Source organism: Rhizobium sp. CC1099 (assembly GCF_029714385.1).
GTDB lineage: Bacteria > Pseudomonadota > Alphaproteobacteria > Rhizobiales > Rhizobiaceae > Rhizobium.
Window position 1 is genome coordinate 1,078,364 of the sequence record NZ_CP121641.1, and the last position, 16,408, is coordinate 1,094,771.

The window sequence follows — 16,408 nt, forward strand, 5'->3', positions numbered from 1 at the left end:
AAGCCCGCTAAATCTGTTGGACTGCATAGATTGAGCGGCGATCGGAAAGGTCAGTGGGCAACGACAATCAATGGCCCTTGGCGTCTATGCTTTCGCTGCGAAGACGGGAAACGATCCGCAGCTTTTGGCTCAATCTGCAATCTGCTTGCGATCTGGCTGTTGCAGAACGTGAGAAGGGCGAGCGGATTTCAAAAGAGGTTATTCCAGCGCAATCTGCCGCGTAGTTCTTACCCGAGCTTCAGGATCAGTCCGCCGCTCGCGATGATCACGCCTGCGACATAACGCCATGGGCTGGCTTTCTCCTTCAGGACCAGCACCGAAATGATGAGCGCGAAGAGGATCGACGTTTCCCGCAGCGCGGCAACGGTGGCGACGGGCGCCTTGGTCATGGCCCAGAGGGCGAACCCGTAGGAGGCGATCGAACCGGCGCCGCCAATCAGACCGCGCCACCAATTGTAGCGGACATGAACCGCGACTGCGAGAAGGCCGCGGCGCGAGATCGCCCATGCAAAGAGCAGCACCGGCGGCAGCAGCGCCATCCACAGCGTATAGGACACCGCATTGCCGGAGACGCGTGCGCCGATGCCGTCGACATAAGTATAGGTAGCGATGACGCAGGCGTTGACGAGCGCGAGCATGATGGCATGTTTGCTGCCGCGCCGCGCCTCGAAGGCAAGGGTCAGAATGCCGGCGCAGATCGTCATCGTGCCGATGAGCGCGCCGCCCGAAAGGCTTTCGTTCAACACGAAGCCGCTTGTGGCGGTGATGAGGAGCGGCGCACAGCCGCGCATCAGCGGATAGACGAGGCCGATATCGCCTGCGCGGTAAGCGGCCGCGACCAATTGAAAATACGCAAATTGCAGGACGGCCGACGCGCCGATGAAGGGCCAGGCCGTTGGCTGCGGCAGCGGCAGAAAGGGCAGGAACGGCAGCGCCGCCACTGCCCCGCCGGCCGAAACAAGCGCCGCGTCCAGCGACTTGTTGGTCCCCGCCTTGATGATCGCGTTCCATGTCGCATGCAGGAATGCACCGAAGAGAACGAGCAGAATGACGTCGAGGGGCACGATGCGGACCGGAATGAAAGGGAAGGCTATCTGGGGAGAATGGGTATGGGCCGTGTTGACGCGAAAATCAATCTTGCGAGCGGATTTTGCAACCGGTGGCTGGTCTCCTGCTTGAAAATGAGAATCGTCATGCTCGGTTCCGGCGCTAACGTGCAGCATCATCGGGGCGTAGCGTGCGCGCTCGAAATACGTTTATTTTGGCCGCGCACACTCAACTATGAGGTGTTTCTAATAGACGCAAGAACGAAAAAGGAACAAAACGAAGACAAAAGAAGTTTAATAGATGATAATATTTCTCCGCTTAGTCCATTCTGGATTTATACTTCTGTAATATAGAGATTGTTCTATAATTTTGCTATATCCATTTTGATGCAAATCCAAGTAGCAATTCGAACCGCTTCTGATTTACAATGGCCGGAAGCTGCGTGTTTCCGGCTCTTGCGAAATCGTTTTCGCGTCCCGAACACCTGCTACAGGGAGTGGTTTGGTACGAAGAACATCCCGTCAAGATTGTCGATACTCTGGCAATTGAGGACCGGGCAGGACCGGTCGTCTCTGGTCGGTATGTTCTTCCACTCCGCATATTCGTTAGCGTCGCAGTACCGACTGTTGCGGACGTAGCGATCGTAAAGCGGAAGGCCGCGCGGCGAGGTCCAGCGGAAGATGACGGCGCCTTGATTGTGGATGGCGGCGCGGGCACTTTGGCAGGTCATGGACATCGGATTGTAGCGGGAGATCGCCAGCGATGGTGAGGCCGCAAGGAAAAGCGCTGCGGCGAGAGCGAGTTTTTTCATGGGTTATTCCTCCTTGGGAACCCGGATGCCTATATATACGCCCGAAGGAACTGTCAGTTTCAACGCTCTGCAAATAATGTCGACTGGAGGAAAGCTGATGAATCACGACCGTTATCCGGACGATTACATTGCCGGAATTTTGAACTCCGTGAAGACGATCGCGCTGACCGGGGCGTCTCCCAATCCGGCCCGGCCGAGCAACGGCGTGATGGGCTATCTCCTGTCGCGCGGCTACAATGTCATTCCCGTCAACCCCGGGCAGGCGGGCAAGCAGATCCAGGGCCAGCTCGTCTATGCCCGGCTTGCCGATATCCCGGTGCCGGTCGATATGGTCGACGTGTTTCGCGCCTCGGAATATCTCCATGGCGTCGTTGATGAGGCTCTGGCTCTTCCCTTGCGGCCGAAGGTGATTTGGTCGCAGCTCGGCGTGCGCGATGATGCTGCCGCAGCGAAGGCGGAGGAAGCTGGCATAAAAGTTGTGATGGACCGCTGCCCGGCAATCGAAATCCCGCGCCTTGCCGCGTGAGTGCACGGATTTTTCTCCAGACGCCCGATGGTTGAAACGCAAAGCGATTAACATTTGCGGATCGTAGTCTATGCTCCCGCCATCGATAGCGACGGGAGGACGACATGGCGACGAGCGATCCGGGTTTCAACACGCTGGCAATCCATGCCGGTGCGCAGCCGGATCCGGCGACGGGCGCGCGGATAACGCCGATCTATCAGACGACAGCCTTCGTCTTTAACGATTCCGATCACGCGGCCTCGCTCTTTGGCCTGCAGGCCTTCGGCAATATCTATACGCGCATCATGAACCCCACGCAGGCGGTGCTGGAGGAGCGCGTGGCAGCCCTTGAGGGCGGTACGGCAGCGCTTGCCGTGGCTTCGGGTCACGCGGCGCAGGTCGTCGTCTTTCATACGATCATGCGTCCGGGCGAGAATTTCGTCGCGGCCAGGCAGCTCTACGGCGGCTCGGTCAATCAGTTCGGCAATGCCTTCGGGAATTTCGGCTGGCAGGTGCGCTGGGCCGATTCCCTCGATCCGGCAAGCTTTGAAAGCCAGATCGATGAGAAGACGCGGGCGATCTTCATCGAAAGCCTGGCCAATCCCGGCGGCACGTTCGTCGACATCGCGGCGATTGCCGAAGTGGCCCACAGGCACGGCCTGCCGCTTATCGTCGACAACACGATGGCGACGCCTTACCTCATCCGGCCGATCGAGCATGGCGCCGACATCGTCGTGCATTCGCTGACGAAGTTCCTCGGCGGCCATGGCAATTCGATGGGCGGCATCATCATCGATGGCGGCACCTTCGACTGGTCAAAGTCCGGCAATTATCCAATGCTGTCCACCCCGCGCCCGGAATATAACGGCATGGTGCTGCATTCGACCTTCGGTAATTTCGCCTTCGCGATCGCCGCCCGCGTGCTCGGCCTTCGCGACCTCGGCCCGGCCATCTCGCCCTTCAACGCCTTCCTGATCCTCACCGGCATCGAAACGCTGCCGCTAAGAATGCAGCGCCACAGCGACAATGCCATAGCGGTCGCCAGATGGCTGAAAGCACACAGCAAGATCGCCTGGGTGAATTATGCGGGTCTCGAAGACGATCCGAACCACACCCTGCAGCAGCGCTATTCGCCGAAGGGTGCAGGCTCGGTCTTCACCTTCGGCGTCAAGGGCGGCTACGAGGCGGGCAGGGCGCTGGTGGAGGGCCTGGAGCTCTTCTCCCACCTCGCCAATATCGGCGATACGCGCTCTCTGGTCATCCACCCGGCTTCGACCACCCACCGCCAGCTGACCGACGAACAGAAGGCCGCCGCCGGCGCCGGTCCCGATGTCGTCCGCCTCTCGATCGGCATCGAGGACGTAAAGGACATCATCGCCGACCTTGAACAGTCGCTTTCGAAGATCTGAGGTCCATGGCAAACCACATCACCTTCGGCATAGACGGAACTGAACCCGAGTTCGGCGCACCGGATGCGGACCGCATCGTTTCCGGCAATCCGCAGTTCCGCACCTGGAACCTGGAGGAGGCCGAAGGCGGCCTCTATTCGGGTATCTGGGAGGCGACGCCCGGCAAATGGCGGATTTCCTATGACGAGTGGGAATATTTCAACGTGCTCTGCGGGCACTCGATCGTCACCGAGGACGGCGGCGAGCCGGTGCATCTGAAGGCAGGCGACCGGATGATTCTAAAGCGCGGTTTTAAGGGAACCTGGGAAGTCGTTGAAACGACTCGCAAGGATTATGTGATCCGGGTTTAGGGCGCAGTGCCTCTGTCCTTTTCAGGGCCGGCGACGAATTTCTTTGCAAAGTCCGGTGAAGCGATGCGGTTCATCGCATTGCGCAGCGCTGCCGATTCCTCTTCGCCGAAGGCGTTGTCGAAACGCGAATGCGCCTCGCGCCAAAGCAGATGCGCCTCTTGCCACTTTTCGACGCCGATCTCCGTCAATCTTGCCCGCTTCACGCGGCGGTCCTTCTCGTCAGGCACGAGTCCCACAAGCCCGTCGCGGATGAGGGGCTTGAGTGTGTGTCCGAGTGCGGAAAGATCCATCACCAATCCATCGGCCAGGGATTTCAGGGAAGGGTTGCCGTTGAAGTGAATCTGGCTGAGCAGGCCGTATTGCGTCGCCTTGAGCCCGCTTGGTGCCAGCACATCGTCATAGAGCTGGCCGAGTTGCCTGGTGGCGCGGCGCAATGCGCTGTTGCTGCAATTGGCCCAGCTTTCAAAGCCTTCCGTCTTCTCGTCCATAATCGCTCTCCTGAGGCGATGTCTGCGGATTGTTGACGATCAGTCAATCGCCACTTGGGAATTTTCCATCGATTGCTCTTGCAGGAAATCAGGTTCCGATCAATATGGTGGCATATACCACTAAATTCATCTCGGAAAGGATTACCAATGTCTCGCTCGTCTCTTGGAACTGCACTCGTGACCGGCGCCTCCTCGGGGATCGGCGCGACCTATGCCGATCGCCTGGCAAAACGCGGCTATGATCTCCTGCTTGTCGCCCGCGATGCCAGTCGCCTGCATGCGCTTGCCGAAAAGCTGACGGCAGAGCGGGGCATCAAGGCAGAGGTGCTGCCGGCCGATCTCACGGAGCGTGAAGATGTCCGCAACGTCGAACAACGGCTGCGTCAGGATGAAGACATCACGCTTCTCGTCAACAATGCCGGAATCGGTCCGAAAGGCACGCTGCTGGATGATGATATCGACTATCTCGAAACGATGATCGAATTGAATGTCGTAGCCGTGAACCGGCTCGGCATCGCCGCGGCGCAAACATTCGCCAAACGCGGCAAGGGCGCCATCATCAACATCGCGTCGGTCGTAGCGCTGATCGCCGAGCGCTTCAACGGCACCTACAGCGCCACCAAGGCCTTCGTGCTCAATCTGACGCAGGCGATCAACGCCGAAGCGGGGCCAAAGGGCGTGAAGGTCCAGGCCGTGCTTCCCGGATTGACCCGGACCGAAATTTTCGACCGTGTCGGCAGCTCCTTCGATCGCTTCCCGCCGACGATGATCATGGACGTGACGGACATGGTGGATGCGGCACTGGCAGGCTTCGATCAGGGCGAACTCATCACCATTCCCTCTCTTCCGGACAATGCCGACTGGAACGCGTTCAGCGCTGCCCGCTCGGCGCTTGGCCCCAACCTCTCGCACGACCACCCGGCCGCCCGCTATGGTGTCCCGAGGGCCTGAGGCGGCGCGCCTATCTTGGGACTGCGGCGAACCAACGCAGTCCCAAGTGCCCTTTTTTGAGCAAGCGTTCCGTTTCGATCGAGGCGCTAATTCCGAAGTATTACTACAGCTGACCGCGAGCAAATCACGTTCGCTCATTATATTATATTTAGCTAATTTAACTTGAGATCGCTTTCCACTATTGAAACCGCCATCCGGCCCGATCTTCGCGCCGGCAATTTCGTCCGTACGCCTCTTTTCACGCAATCAATCAACTCTTCTTGGGGAGGGTGACATGCAGGTGTCGAGGGAAACATCCAGAGGGCACCGCCATATCGCTGAATTGCTTGCCGGCCTTTCGATGGCTGCGACAATATTCAATGTCGCCATGGCCGGCGAGCCTGTGAATATGCAGCTGGTGATCGCGGCTAACGTATCGACATCAATGGATGCGGAGGAAAAGGCGCTGCAGCAGCGGGGCTTCGTCGAAGCGTTCCGGCGCCCGGAAATCATCGAAACGATCGCAGCAGGCAGGCACGGCCGGATCGCCGTCACTTATGTCGAATGGGGCGGCGACGGACAGCGAAGGCTAGTCATGCCATGGACCATCATCACGAATGAGATCGATTCCTGGATGTTTTCGCTGAAGCTTGAGGTGAGTTTACCGGCAAAGATACGCCGAGGCACGTCCATCAGCGGCATACTTTCCTATGCCGATTATCTGATCCGCTCCAGCGGCTATGAGGCGACGCGCTCGCTCATCAATATCTCCGGCGACGGCGTCAACAACAAGGGGCGCGATGTCATGCCCGTCCGCGCCGGCGTCCTTGCCCGCGGCATCACCATCAATGCCTTACCTGTTGTGTATGGCGGATTGCTGGGCGATGAAGGAGAGGTCATATCGCCCGAAAACTTGCTTGCCTATTTCCGGAGCGAGGTGATCGGCGGACCAGACGCCTTTGCTGAGCCAGTCGCAGCTCCCGAAGAATATTCCCCGGCAATCTATCGCAAGCTTTTGCGCGAAATCTCCAACATGAGCGAAATCGCAGCGATCGGCGATAAGGCCCGGCATCGCTGAGCTTTGGCGGACAATCGTCACCAGGCGAGATTCAGCGCATCCAGCCCGTGGAAGTGGTAGACGTCCTTCACAGACGGCGTCTTCGCCAACTTGAGGCCCGGCAGCCGTTCGAAGAGGATCGGCAGGACGACGTTGAGTTCGAGCCTGGCGAGCGGCGCGCCGATGCAGAAGTGAATGCCGGCCCCGAAGGAGAGGTTCGGCGCTTCGTTGCGGTCGGGCCTGAAGCTCAGCGGATCGGTGAATTTCGCCGGATCGAGATTGGCGGCGGCAAGGATCAGGCTCACCTTGTCGCCGCGATTGAAAGAGATGCCATCGATCTCGACGGGCTCCAAGGCCCAGCGCTGGAAGATATGCACCGGCGCGCAGATACGCAGCGTTTCCTCGACCGTGCGCTCCGTCGCCGCTTCGTCTTTGAACAATTCGGCGGGATCACAGCCGCTTTCCAGGATGACGCGGACCGAGTTGCCGATCTGGTGCACGGTCGCCTCGTGGCCGGCATTGAGGAGCACGATCGTTGTCGAGACCAGCTCGGCATCGGTCAGGTACTGGCCCTTGTGCTCCGTGTGGATCATGTGCGTCAGCAGATCGTCGCGCGGGTTGGCGCGGCGCTCGGCAATCACTGTCTTCACATGATTGGAAAATTCGCTTGCGGCTCGCTCGGCGCCGTCCTCGTCTTCGCGCGTGCGGCCGAAAAGATACATGCGGATATAGGCATGTGACCAGGCAAGAAGCTGCGGTCCCATTTCTTCCCGAATGCCAATCATGCGGGCGATCATCGTCACCGGGATGATATCGGCGAAGGCGGAAAGCAGTTCGACCTCGCCCTTGTCCTTGAAACCGTCGATGAGCTTGTTCGCGAGCTCCGCAAGCTCCGGCTTCATCTTCTCGACATGGCGTGAGACGAAGGCGCGGTTGACGAGGGTGCGCAGGCGCGTGTGCTCCGGCGGCTCGAGTTCGAGCAGCGAGTAGCGCTCGGCCAGATCGAAATTTGCCAGATGCTGCTCCGGCTCGGCAAGGCCCAGCTCTTCGCGCGTCGCGATATGCAGGATCTGGCGGCCGAAGCGTCGGTCGCGCAGCAATCCGTTCACATGGTCGTAGCCGGTGAAGAACCACTGCTTCTGCTGTTCCCAGTAAAAGGTCGGACAATGGCAGTGCAGCGCCTCATAGACGTCGTTCGGATTGCCGTAGAAAGCCGGATCGCTGCTGTCGAGGGAAACGCGGCGGGTGGCGGGATCGATCGAGAAAAAGGGCGCTATCATCATGTTCGCAGGCTTAGCGGATTTGACAGGCCCCGAAAAGATGGATCGGAAGGTCAGCCGGCGCGCGACAGCGAGCCCATCCGCCGGAGCGCGTCGACCTGATCGTCAACCGTCGGGACCAGCTCGCCGGCATTCTTGTCCATTTCCGCAGGTGCGGGGGCGGCGGCTTCTTCCGCTCCGAAAATGACGCTGCAGTTCCGGCCAGCGGCCTTTGCCGCATAGAGTGCGCGGTCGGCTGCGGAAATCAGCTTGTCCATATTGGTTTCGGCCGCAGAACTGAGCGCAATGCCGATGCTGACGGTGGCCGGCACGATCGCCTCGCCGGTTGCGACCGGCACGCGGCAGAATTCGGCGCGGATCGATTCGGCAAGCGCCTCTGCCTCCATCTGGTCGGCAACGATCGCGAAGGCCGCGAATTCCTCGCCTCCCATGCGGCCGAAGACGTTATCCGGCACGAACTGGCGCGCCGTCCTCGCAAAAGCCGAAAGAACGGCGTCGCCCGCCTGATGGCCGAAACGGTCGTTGACGCGTTTGAAATGATCGAGATCGAAAAGCAGGACTGCGATCTGGCGCTTGTCGTCGAAGGCCTTCTCATGCATTGCATCGAACCGGGCGAAAAGGCCGCGGCGGTTCCAGACGCCGGTCAATGAATCGGTGAGGCTCAAGGCGCGCAAGTGCTTTTCCGAACGTTCCATGATCATGCGGCAGGTGAATGCGAAGGCGATCGTCAGCAGAAAGGCGCTCGCCATGGCAGCTGCGCCGCTGTAGTTGGTCGCTTCCGCGTCGCTCGGCAAGGTCACGGCCATCGTCAGAGCCACGGCAAAGCAAAGCCATGCCTGGACGATGAAGACGGCGGCAAGTTTGCCGCGCGTCGGTTCGCGGCGCATGCCGGCGCTGCAGACGGCCATGGCAAGGCCGGTGGCGCCGGTCGCCGAAGCAAGATTGTAAAGGATGACGCGGTTGCCGGAGTCGTCGTTGACCCAGGGCAGGTAAACGCCGGCAAGCCATATCGCCGGCGGCAGCAGCGCCCACCATTCGATCTTCCGGCGATCGAGCGCCATGAAGCCTGCAACCCAGGCGCTCTGGCCGAGGAGTGCGGTCGCGTTGCCGGCCTCGATCGATAGGATATCGGGGATTTGGCTGCGCAGCGCGATCATGGCAAAACCGGTGCCGCTCAACAGGAAGCCGAGACTCCAATAAAGATAGGCCCTGTTGCGGACGTTATGGCGCCAGGCCATGAACAGCAGCAACGCGAGCGTCATGGCTTCCGCGCACCAGATGGCTAATCCTGTAGTAATATTAAACACGGCAACACCCCTTGGAATGCGGGCATTCTCGCCGCCGAAATTCTCCAGTCGATTAATGCCGGAACGCCTTCTGCCCTATATTCGCCATTAGGCTTTCCACAAGGTAAACCGCCTCGGGACTATCCGAGTGGTATTTAGGGTTCGTTCATCCTGTCGCGGAGAAAAGCTGTGAGCCCCCTTGGTGGCCTCTCCCGGTCAAGCGGCGGCTGGGAGATAGCCCTGTCATGAGGTTCATCCTGCGCCGGCTCCGCTTCTTAACGTTATCCTTATGCGTGTCTTGAAGAAGAGGGCGGTGACACTCTATGTAGGGATGAAGCATTTTCTTTGATTCCCGGCGGCAGCCGGCAGACGTTGGCAAAGGACGCACATGAGAAACCCAGTCGATACCGCTATGGCCCTCGTGCCGATGGTCGTGGAACAGACCAATCGCGGTGAACGCTCCTACGACATCTATTCCCGCCTGCTGAAGGAACGCATCATCTTCCTCACGGGCGCCGTCGAGGATCACATGGCGACGCTCGTGTGCGCCCAGCTTCTCTTCCTCGAGGCCGAAAACCCGAAGAAGGAAATCGCGCTCTATATCAATTCGCCGGGCGGCGTCGTGAGTGCCGGCATGGCGATCTATGACACGATGCAGTTCATCAAGCCCGCCGTTTCGACGCTCTGCATCGGCCAGGCGGCCTCGATGGGCTCGCTGCTTCTGGCCGCCGGCCACAAGGATATGCGCTTTGCCACTCCGAATTCCCGCATCATGGTTCACCAGCCCTCCGGCGGCTTCCAGGGGCAGGCATCCGACATCGAGCGCCACGCCAAGGATATCCTGAAGATGAAGCGCCGGCTGAACGAGGTCTACGTGAAGCATACCGGCCGCAGCTACGAAGAAGTTGAAAAGACCCTCGACCGCGACCACTTCATGGATGCCGACGAGGCTCAGAGCTGGGGCGTGATCGACAAGGTCCTGACGTCGCGCATCGAAATGGAAGGCGATCAGGCCTAGTAATTAATAGGGATGGTGTTTTTGCCGCCACAGTTCTATCCCATTTGTGATTGAACAAGGGGTTTAATGCGGTAGCGAAGACGCTAATAGTAACTATTAATGCTATGTTGAATCTGTATGACATAGCATTCGGCATTCGAAGGGGAGTTCGTTGCCGCCGGAACCCGGGCATGTTTTGGTTGGGTACCGGTTTTTACCCCTTAAAGCCTTGGCCGGCTGATGCTCCGGTGGGAGCAGGCCGGCGGGCCATTGAGTGGACCGCGATTTCACCTTGAAATGCGGCGTGCTGGAAGGAAAGTGATATGAGCAAGGTCAGCGGCAGCAACGGCGGCGACTCCAAGAATACCCTGTATTGTTCGTTCTGCGGAAAGAGCCAGCACGAAGTCCGGAAGCTAATCGCCGGGCCGACCGTCTTCATCTGCGATGAATGCGTCGAACTGTGCATGGACATCATCCGCGAGGAGAACAAGTCCTCGATGGTCAAGTCCCGCGACGGCGTTCCCACCCCCCAGGACATCATCAAGGTTCTCGACGAATACGTCATCGGCCAGCGGCAGGCGAAAAAGATACTGTCGGTTGCCGTCCACAACCATTACAAGCGCCTGGCGCATGCCACCAAGAACAGTGAAGTCGAACTGGCGAAGTCGAACATCATGTTGGTCGGCCCGACCGGCTGCGGCAAGACCTATCTCGCCCAGACGCTCGCCCGCATCATCGACGTTCCCTTCACGATGGCCGATGCAACGACGCTGACCGAAGCCGGCTATGTCGGTGAAGACGTCGAAAACATCATCCTGAAGCTTCTGCAGTCTGCCGACTACAATGTCGAGCGCGCCCAGCGCGGCATCGTCTATATCGACGAGGTCGACAAGATCTCCCGCAAGTCCGACAATCCCTCGATCACTCGCGACGTGTCGGGCGAGGGCGTGCAGCAGGCGCTTCTGAAGATCATGGAAGGCACGGTCGCTTCCGTTCCTCCGCAGGGCGGCCGCAAGCATCCGCAGCAGGAATTCCTGCAGGTCGACACGACGAACATCCTGTTCATCTGCGGCGGCGCCTTCGCCGGTCTCGACAAGATCATCTCGGCACGCGGCGAGAAGACCTCGATCGGCTTCGGTGCGACCGTCAAGGCGCCGGATGACCGCCGCGTCGGCGAAGTGCTGCGCGAACTCGAGCCGGAAGATCTGGTGAAGTTTGGCCTCATTCCGGAATTCATCGGTCGTCTGCCGGTCCTGGCAACGCTCGAAGACCTCGATGAGGATGCGCTGATCCAGATTCTGTCGGAACCGAAGAACGCGCTCATCAAGCAGTATCAGCGCCTGTTCGAGATGGAAGACGTGGAACTCACTTTCCACGAGGATGCGCTCCGCGAAATCGCCCGCAAGGCGATCGTACGCAAGACCGGTGCCCGCGGCCTTCGCTCGATCATGGAAAAGATCCTGCTCGATACGATGTTCGAACTGCCGGCGCTGGAAGGCGTTCGCGAAGTCGTTATCTCCGAGGAAGTTGCCCGCGGTTCTGCCCGTCCGCTCTACATCTATGCGGACCGTCAGGAGGAAAAGGCAAACGCCTCGGCCTGATGCCGGTCCTCGTATGGTTAGATTTAGGGGCTTGCCGAAGGCAGGCCCCTTTCTATTTGAAAAACCGTGTATGGTCCTGTTAATAATGGCTGGCAAGACTGGGAAAACGCTATTGCTGACGTTGCGGAATGTTCCGTCCTTAAAGATGATGGAATGATTCCATAGCGAGTTTTCCGGCCTTGTGTTTTAGCCGGTTCGAAAGCGGTAAGCGTCGATCCAGTTAGGCGCTTCATTGTACTAGCGTTCCGTTGTAATAAAGCTGTCACAACCGTGGAACGCGGGCGTTAGCGTGGCTTGAAATGCATAGTCAGAACCTCCACTTGTAGCCCAGGTGAGAGCGCCGGCCAATCGCATGCGGCCGCGCAAAGAGCCCGGAAACGGGACGATGGAAAGGAAATAAAATGACGAAGAAAACGTCTGTAGCGAGCAGCACTGCCTATCCTGTTTTGCCCCTGCGCGACATCGTGGTCTTCCCCCATATGATCGTGCCGCTGTTCGTCGGACGGGAAAAGTCGATCCGTGCGCTTGAAGAGGTCATGGGTTCTGACAAGCAGATCATGCTGGTCACCCAGATCAACGCAAGCGATGATGATCCAGATCCTTCAGCAATTCATAATGTCGGCACGGTTGCCAATGTTTTGCAGCTCCTGAAGCTGCCCGACGGCACCGTGAAGGTTCTTGTCGAAGGCCGCGCCCGTGCCGAGATCGATGCCTATACCAGCCGCGAGGATTTCTACGAGGCGCTCGGCCATGTGCTCGAAGAGCCGCATGACGACCCGGTCGAGCTGGAAGCGCTGTCGCGCTCCGTCGTTTCGGAGTTCGAGAGCTATGTGAAGCTCAACAAGAAGATCTCGCCTGAAGTGGTCGGCGCTGCCAGCCAGATCGACGATTATTCCAAGCTCGCCGATACGGTTGCCTCGCACCTGTCGATCAAGATTACCGAAAAGCAGGAGATGCTGGAAACCACCAGCGTCAAGGCTCGCCTCGAAAAGGCGCTCGGCTTCATGGAAGGCGAGATTTCGGTCCTGCAGGTCGAAAAGCGCATCCGCTCGCGCGTCAAGCGCCAGATGGAGAAGACCCAGCGCGAATACTACCTGAATGAGCAGATGAAGGCGATCCAGAAGGAGCTCGGAGACGGCGAGGAGGGCCGCGACGAGATGGCCGAACTGGAAGAGCGCATCTCCAAGACCAAGCTTTCCAAGGAAGCGCGCGAGAAGGCCGACGCGGAGCTGAAGAAGCTGCGCCAGATGAGCCCGATGTCTGCCGAAGCAACCGTCGTCCGCAACTATCTCGACTGGCTGCTCGGCATTCCGTGGGGCAAGAAATCGAAGATCAAGTCGGACCTCAACCACGCAGAACAGATCCTCGAAGCCGATCACTTCGGCCTGGACAAGGTCAAGGAGCGGATCGTCGAGTATCTCGCCGTGCAGGCGCGCGCAGCCAAGCTCAAGGGGCCGATCTTGTGCCTCGTCGGCCCTCCGGGCGTCGGCAAGACCTCGCTTGCGCAGTCGATTGCCAAGGCGACCGGCCGTGAGTATGTCCGCATGGCGCTCGGCGGCGTTCGCGACGAAGCCGAAATCCGCGGTCACCGCCGCACCTATATCGGCTCGATGCCCGGCAAGGTCATCCAGTCGATGAAGAAGGCGAAAAAGTCCAATCCGCTCTTCCTGCTCGACGAGATCGACAAGATGGGCATGGATTTCCGCGGCGATCCGTCCTCGGCCCTGCTCGAAGTGCTCGACCCGGCCCAGAACTCGACCTTCATGGATCACTACCTGGAAGTCGAATACGACCTGTCGGACGTGATGTTCATCACGACGGCGAATACGCTGAACATTCCGGCACCTTTGATGGACCGCATGGAGATCATCCGTATCGCCGGCTATACCGAAGACGAAAAGCGAGAAATCGCCAAGCGGCACCTGCTGCCGAAGGCCATCAAGGAACATGCGTTGCAGCCGGAGGAATTTTCGGTCAGCGACGATGCCCTGATGGCGATCAGCCAGCAATACACCCGCGAAGCAGGGGTGCGTAACTTCGAACGCGAACTTATGAAGCTCGCCCGCAAGGCGGTGACCGAGATCATCAAGGGCAAGTCGAAGTCGGTCGCCGTCACGGCTGCCAACATCGACGACTATCTGGGCGTTCCGCGCTTCCGCCACGGCGAAGCCGAGCGCGAGGATCAGGTCGGCGTGGTCACCGGTCTTGCCTGGACCGAAGTCGGCGGCGAGCTGTTGACGATCGAAGGCGTGATGATGCCGGGCAAGGGCCGCATGACGGTCACTGGCAACCTGAAGGAAGTCATGAAGGAGTCGATCTCCGCTGCGGCCTCGTACGTTCGCTCGCGCGCTGTCGATTTCGGCATCGAGCCGCCGCGCTTTGACAAGAGCGACATCCACGTGCACGTGCCGGAAGGCGCGACGCCGAAGGATGGCCCGTCGGCCGGTGTCGCCATGGCAACCGCGATCGTCTCGATCATGACCGGCATTCCGGTCAACAAGGATGTCGCCATGACCGGCGAGATCACCCTTCGCGGCCGCGTTCTGCCGATCGGCGGCCTGAAGGAAAAGCTGCTCGCAGCGCTTCGCGGCGGCATCAAGAAGGTGCTGATCCCGGAAGAAAATGCCAAGGATCTGGCGGAGATTCCGGACAACGTGAAGAACAACATGGAGATCATCCCGGTATCCCGCATGGGCGAGGTGATCAGGCATGCGCTGGTTCGCAGGCCTGAACCGATCGAATGGGATGGAACGGTTGAAACGCCGGTCATCGCGACGGTCGAGGGCCTCGATGAGACAGGTGCAGCCATCGCTCACTGAGCGCTGCCTGCCACATTTATGTCAAAATGCTGCAAAACTCGGAAAAGGCTGGCTTAAAACGCCAGCCTTTTTTGTGAAAACGTCACAGAGCCGCTTGCTTTTCCTTGATTTGCAGGGCTTTTGGGTTGCGGCGGGCCTGATGAAACTTATTCTGTGCCTGGCTTACAGATTTGAGTCGTTTCGAACCATTGAAAGGGGTGGAAACATGAACAAGAATGAACTCGTGTCCGCAGTTGCCGAAAAGGCTGGCCTCACCAAGGCTGACGCTGCTTCTGCTGTCGACGCTGTTTTCGACGTTGTCCAGGCTGAACTGAAGAAGAAGGGCGACATCCGTCTCGCCGGCTTCGGCAGCTTCACCGTTTCTCATCGCGCTGCCACCAAGGGCCGCAATCCGTCCACCGGCGCCGAAGTCAATATTCCGGCTCGCAACGTGCCGAAGTTCACGCCCGGCAAGGGCCTGAAGGATGCCGTTAACGGCTAATGAGATTTCTGGCCGCCGGATAACGAGACTGGCAGCCCAGGTTTGGAGGGGTTCGGCGAAAGCCGGACCCTTTTCCACTTTCCGCAGGTCTTGCGGGCTTTTCAAGTTTTATCTACGGCTTTTCTGTTCTCAGGGCGGGGTGAAAGTCCCCACCGGCGGTAAGGGCCTCGGCCCGAGCCCGCGAGCGCCTTCCGCGCGCCGATGGGCGGGGAGGGGTCAGCAGATCCGGTGCGATGCCGGAGCCGACGGTCATAGTCCGGATGAAAGAGAATGATCGCATGCACGAAGGGCAGGGAACTGCCCGGCGGTGTTGTTGCGCTCATGCGTCCTGATTTGTGTTGGTCCTTTTTATCTTGGATGAATGACATGAATCAGACTTCCCTCACTATTTCCACGTCGCGTGCCATGGCAGGTGCCGCCTGGATGGTGCTGGCCGGCGTGGCCTTCTCGATCCTCAACGTCGTCACGCAATGGGCGGCGATGAAGCTTGCCTTCCCGGCCGCGTCCATTGCCTTCTGGCAATATGCCTTCGCGCTCGTCTTCTCGCTGCCGTTCCTCTACCGAGCCGGCTTCTCGGCGATGCGCACCAATTATCCTTGGCGCCATGTCGTGCGCGTCGCCTGTGCGGCGCTTGGCGTCGAAGCCTGGGTCACGGGGCTCGCCTCCGTGCCGATCTGGCAGGCGATCGCGCTGGTGATGACATCGCCGTTTTTCATCATTCTCGGTGCGCGACTCTTGCTCAGGGAACGCGTTGGTCCGGCCCGTTGGACGGCAACGATCGCCGGCTTTGCCGGTGCGATGATCATCTTGCAGCCCTGGTCGGTCAGTTTCACTTGGGCGGCCCTGCTTCCGATCCTCTCGGCGCTGCTCTGGGGCGCTTCCTCGCTGATCACCAAGAATCTGACGGGCATCGAGCGGCCCGAAACCATCACGGTCTGGCTGCTGGTGCTTCTGACGCCCATCAATGGCGGGCTTGCGCTGGCGGCCGGCTTCGAGGTTCCGGCGGGCGTCACGCTGGGGCTTTTCGTACTCGCCGGCCTGCTGACCGTGCTCGCGCAATATTTTCTCACACTTGCCTATACAGCGGCCGACGCTGCCTATGTGCAGCCCTTCGACGATCTCAAGCTGCCGCTCAACGTCTTAGCGGGTTGGCTCGTCTCCGGCTATGCGCCTACCGGTTACCTCTGGCTCGGAGCGGCATGGATCTTTTGCGCCTCCCTCTTCATCATGCGCAACGAACTGCGCCGCGAGCAGACGGCCGCATAGACAGGGCGGTGCAAAACGCGCCGGCTGTCATGTGTCTGTCATCAGCGTCCCTCAAAAATTCCCCGTTTCGATATTCGACAC

16 protein-coding genes and 1 riboswitch are annotated in these 16,408 nt (G+C 59.4%); of the genes, 11 read left to right on the forward strand and 5 right to left on the reverse strand.

Features of this window, described 5'->3' with window-relative positions:
- Nucleotides 1–53: 53 nt before the first annotated feature.
- On the forward strand, nt 54–224 hold the full coding sequence (locus tag QA644_RS05405) for a hypothetical protein (RefSeq protein WP_239599324.1): 171 nt from the start codon (nt 54–56) through the stop codon (nt 222–224).
- Nucleotides 225–227: 3 nt separating this feature from the next.
- Here the strand turns inward: QA644_RS05405 and QA644_RS05410 are convergent, their stop codons facing one another.
- Nucleotides 228–1,064 (reverse strand): EamA family transporter, encoded by an 837-nt coding sequence (locus QA644_RS05410; RefSeq protein ID WP_194730107.1) that lies wholly within the window; start codon nt 1,062–1,064, stop codon nt 228–230.
- 470 nt (nt 1,065–1,534) lie between these two features.
- Nucleotides 1,535–1,858 (reverse strand): hypothetical protein, encoded by a 324-nt coding sequence (locus tag QA644_RS05415; RefSeq protein ID WP_239599323.1) that lies wholly within the window; start codon nt 1,856–1,858, stop codon nt 1,535–1,537.
- 97 nt (nt 1,859–1,955) lie between these two features.
- Here QA644_RS05415 and QA644_RS05420 point away from each other — a divergent pair, with 97 nt between their 5' ends.
- The 3 genes from QA644_RS05420 to QA644_RS05430 all read left to right on the forward strand — a co-directional run bounded on the left by QA644_RS05420 (nt 1,956) and on the right by QA644_RS05430 (nt 4,122).
- Nucleotides 1,956–2,384 (forward strand): CoA-binding protein, encoded by a 429-nt coding sequence (locus QA644_RS05420; protein WP_022714794.1) that lies wholly within the window; start codon nt 1,956–1,958, stop codon nt 2,382–2,384.
- 104 nt (nt 2,385–2,488) lie between these two features.
- The gene (locus QA644_RS05425) at nt 2,489–3,772 is read left to right on the forward strand and encodes an O-acetylhomoserine aminocarboxypropyltransferase (RefSeq protein WP_239599322.1); all 1,284 of its coding nucleotides are present in this window, start codon (nt 2,489–2,491) and stop codon (nt 3,770–3,772) included.
- 5 nt (nt 3,773–3,777) lie between these two features.
- Nucleotides 3,778–4,122 carry a cupin domain-containing protein gene (locus QA644_RS05430; protein WP_283071389.1) on the forward strand — a complete coding sequence of 115 codons (345 nt, stop codon included), beginning with the start codon at nt 3,778–3,780 and terminating at the stop codon, nt 4,120–4,122.
- Here QA644_RS05430 and QA644_RS05435 read toward each other — a convergent pair.
- Nucleotides 4,119–4,610, reverse strand: a complete 492-nt coding sequence (locus QA644_RS05435) for a MarR family winged helix-turn-helix transcriptional regulator (protein WP_239599321.1) — start codon at nt 4,608–4,610, stop codon at nt 4,119–4,121. The two genes, QA644_RS05430 and QA644_RS05435, sit on opposite strands and share 4 nt — an antisense overlap.
- Before the next feature lie 147 nt (nt 4,611–4,757).
- On the opposite strand from QA644_RS05435, the gene QA644_RS05440 reads away from it, so the two are divergent.
- Together QA644_RS05440 and QA644_RS05445 are read left to right on the forward strand one after the other, a co-directional pair.
- Nucleotides 4,758–5,561, forward strand: a complete 804-nt coding sequence (locus QA644_RS05440) for an SDR family oxidoreductase (protein WP_283071390.1) — start codon at nt 4,758–4,760, stop codon at nt 5,559–5,561.
- Nucleotides 5,562–5,835: 274 nt separating this feature from the next.
- Nucleotides 5,836–6,618 carry a DUF1194 domain-containing protein gene (locus tag QA644_RS05445; RefSeq protein ID WP_283071391.1) on the forward strand — a complete coding sequence of 261 codons (783 nt, stop codon included), beginning with the start codon at nt 5,836–5,838 and terminating at the stop codon, nt 6,616–6,618.
- Nucleotides 6,619–6,635: 17 nt separating this feature from the next.
- Here the strand turns inward: QA644_RS05445 and QA644_RS05450 are convergent, their stop codons facing one another.
- On the reverse strand, nt 6,636–7,880 hold the full coding sequence (locus QA644_RS05450; protein ID WP_283071392.1) for a cytochrome P450: 1,245 nt from the start codon (nt 7,878–7,880) through the stop codon (nt 6,636–6,638).
- Nucleotides 7,881–7,930: 50 nt separating this feature from the next.
- Nucleotides 7,931–9,184, reverse strand: coding sequence for a GGDEF domain-containing protein (locus QA644_RS05455; protein WP_239599315.1), 1,254 nt, complete (start codon nt 9,182–9,184; stop codon nt 7,931–7,933).
- 367 nt (nt 9,185–9,551) lie between these two features.
- Here QA644_RS05455 and clpP point away from each other — a divergent pair, with 367 nt between their 5' ends.
- From clpP to QA644_RS05480, 5 genes are all read left to right on the forward strand, one after another.
- Nucleotides 9,552–10,181 (forward strand): ATP-dependent Clp endopeptidase proteolytic subunit ClpP, encoded by a 630-nt coding sequence (clpP, locus tag QA644_RS05460; protein WP_039844551.1) that lies wholly within the window; start codon nt 9,552–9,554, stop codon nt 10,179–10,181.
- A gap of 302 nt (nt 10,182–10,483) precedes the next feature.
- Nucleotides 10,484–11,761 carry an ATP-dependent Clp protease ATP-binding subunit ClpX gene (gene clpX / locus QA644_RS05465; protein WP_022714809.1) on the forward strand — a complete coding sequence of 426 codons (1,278 nt, stop codon included), beginning with the start codon at nt 10,484–10,486 and terminating at the stop codon, nt 11,759–11,761.
- 401 nt (nt 11,762–12,162) lie between these two features.
- Nucleotides 12,163–14,580: an endopeptidase La gene (gene lon / locus QA644_RS05470; RefSeq protein ID WP_283071393.1), complete on the forward strand. Its 2,418-nt coding sequence runs from the start codon at nt 12,163–12,165 to the stop codon at nt 14,578–14,580.
- Nucleotides 14,581–14,785: 205 nt separating this feature from the next.
- Complete coding sequence (gene hupB, locus QA644_RS05475) at nt 14,786–15,061, forward strand: DNA-binding protein HupB (protein WP_028739578.1); 276 nt, start codon at nt 14,786–14,788, stop codon at nt 15,059–15,061.
- 121 nt (nt 15,062–15,182) lie between these two features.
- A riboswitch (FMN riboswitch) is annotated at nt 15,183–15,337 on the forward strand.
- A 90-nt stretch (nt 15,338–15,427) separates the two neighbouring features.
- Complete coding sequence (locus QA644_RS05480) at nt 15,428–16,327, forward strand: DMT family transporter (protein ID WP_283071395.1); 900 nt, start codon at nt 15,428–15,430, stop codon at nt 16,325–16,327.
- Nucleotides 16,328–16,408 lie beyond the last annotated feature (81 nt).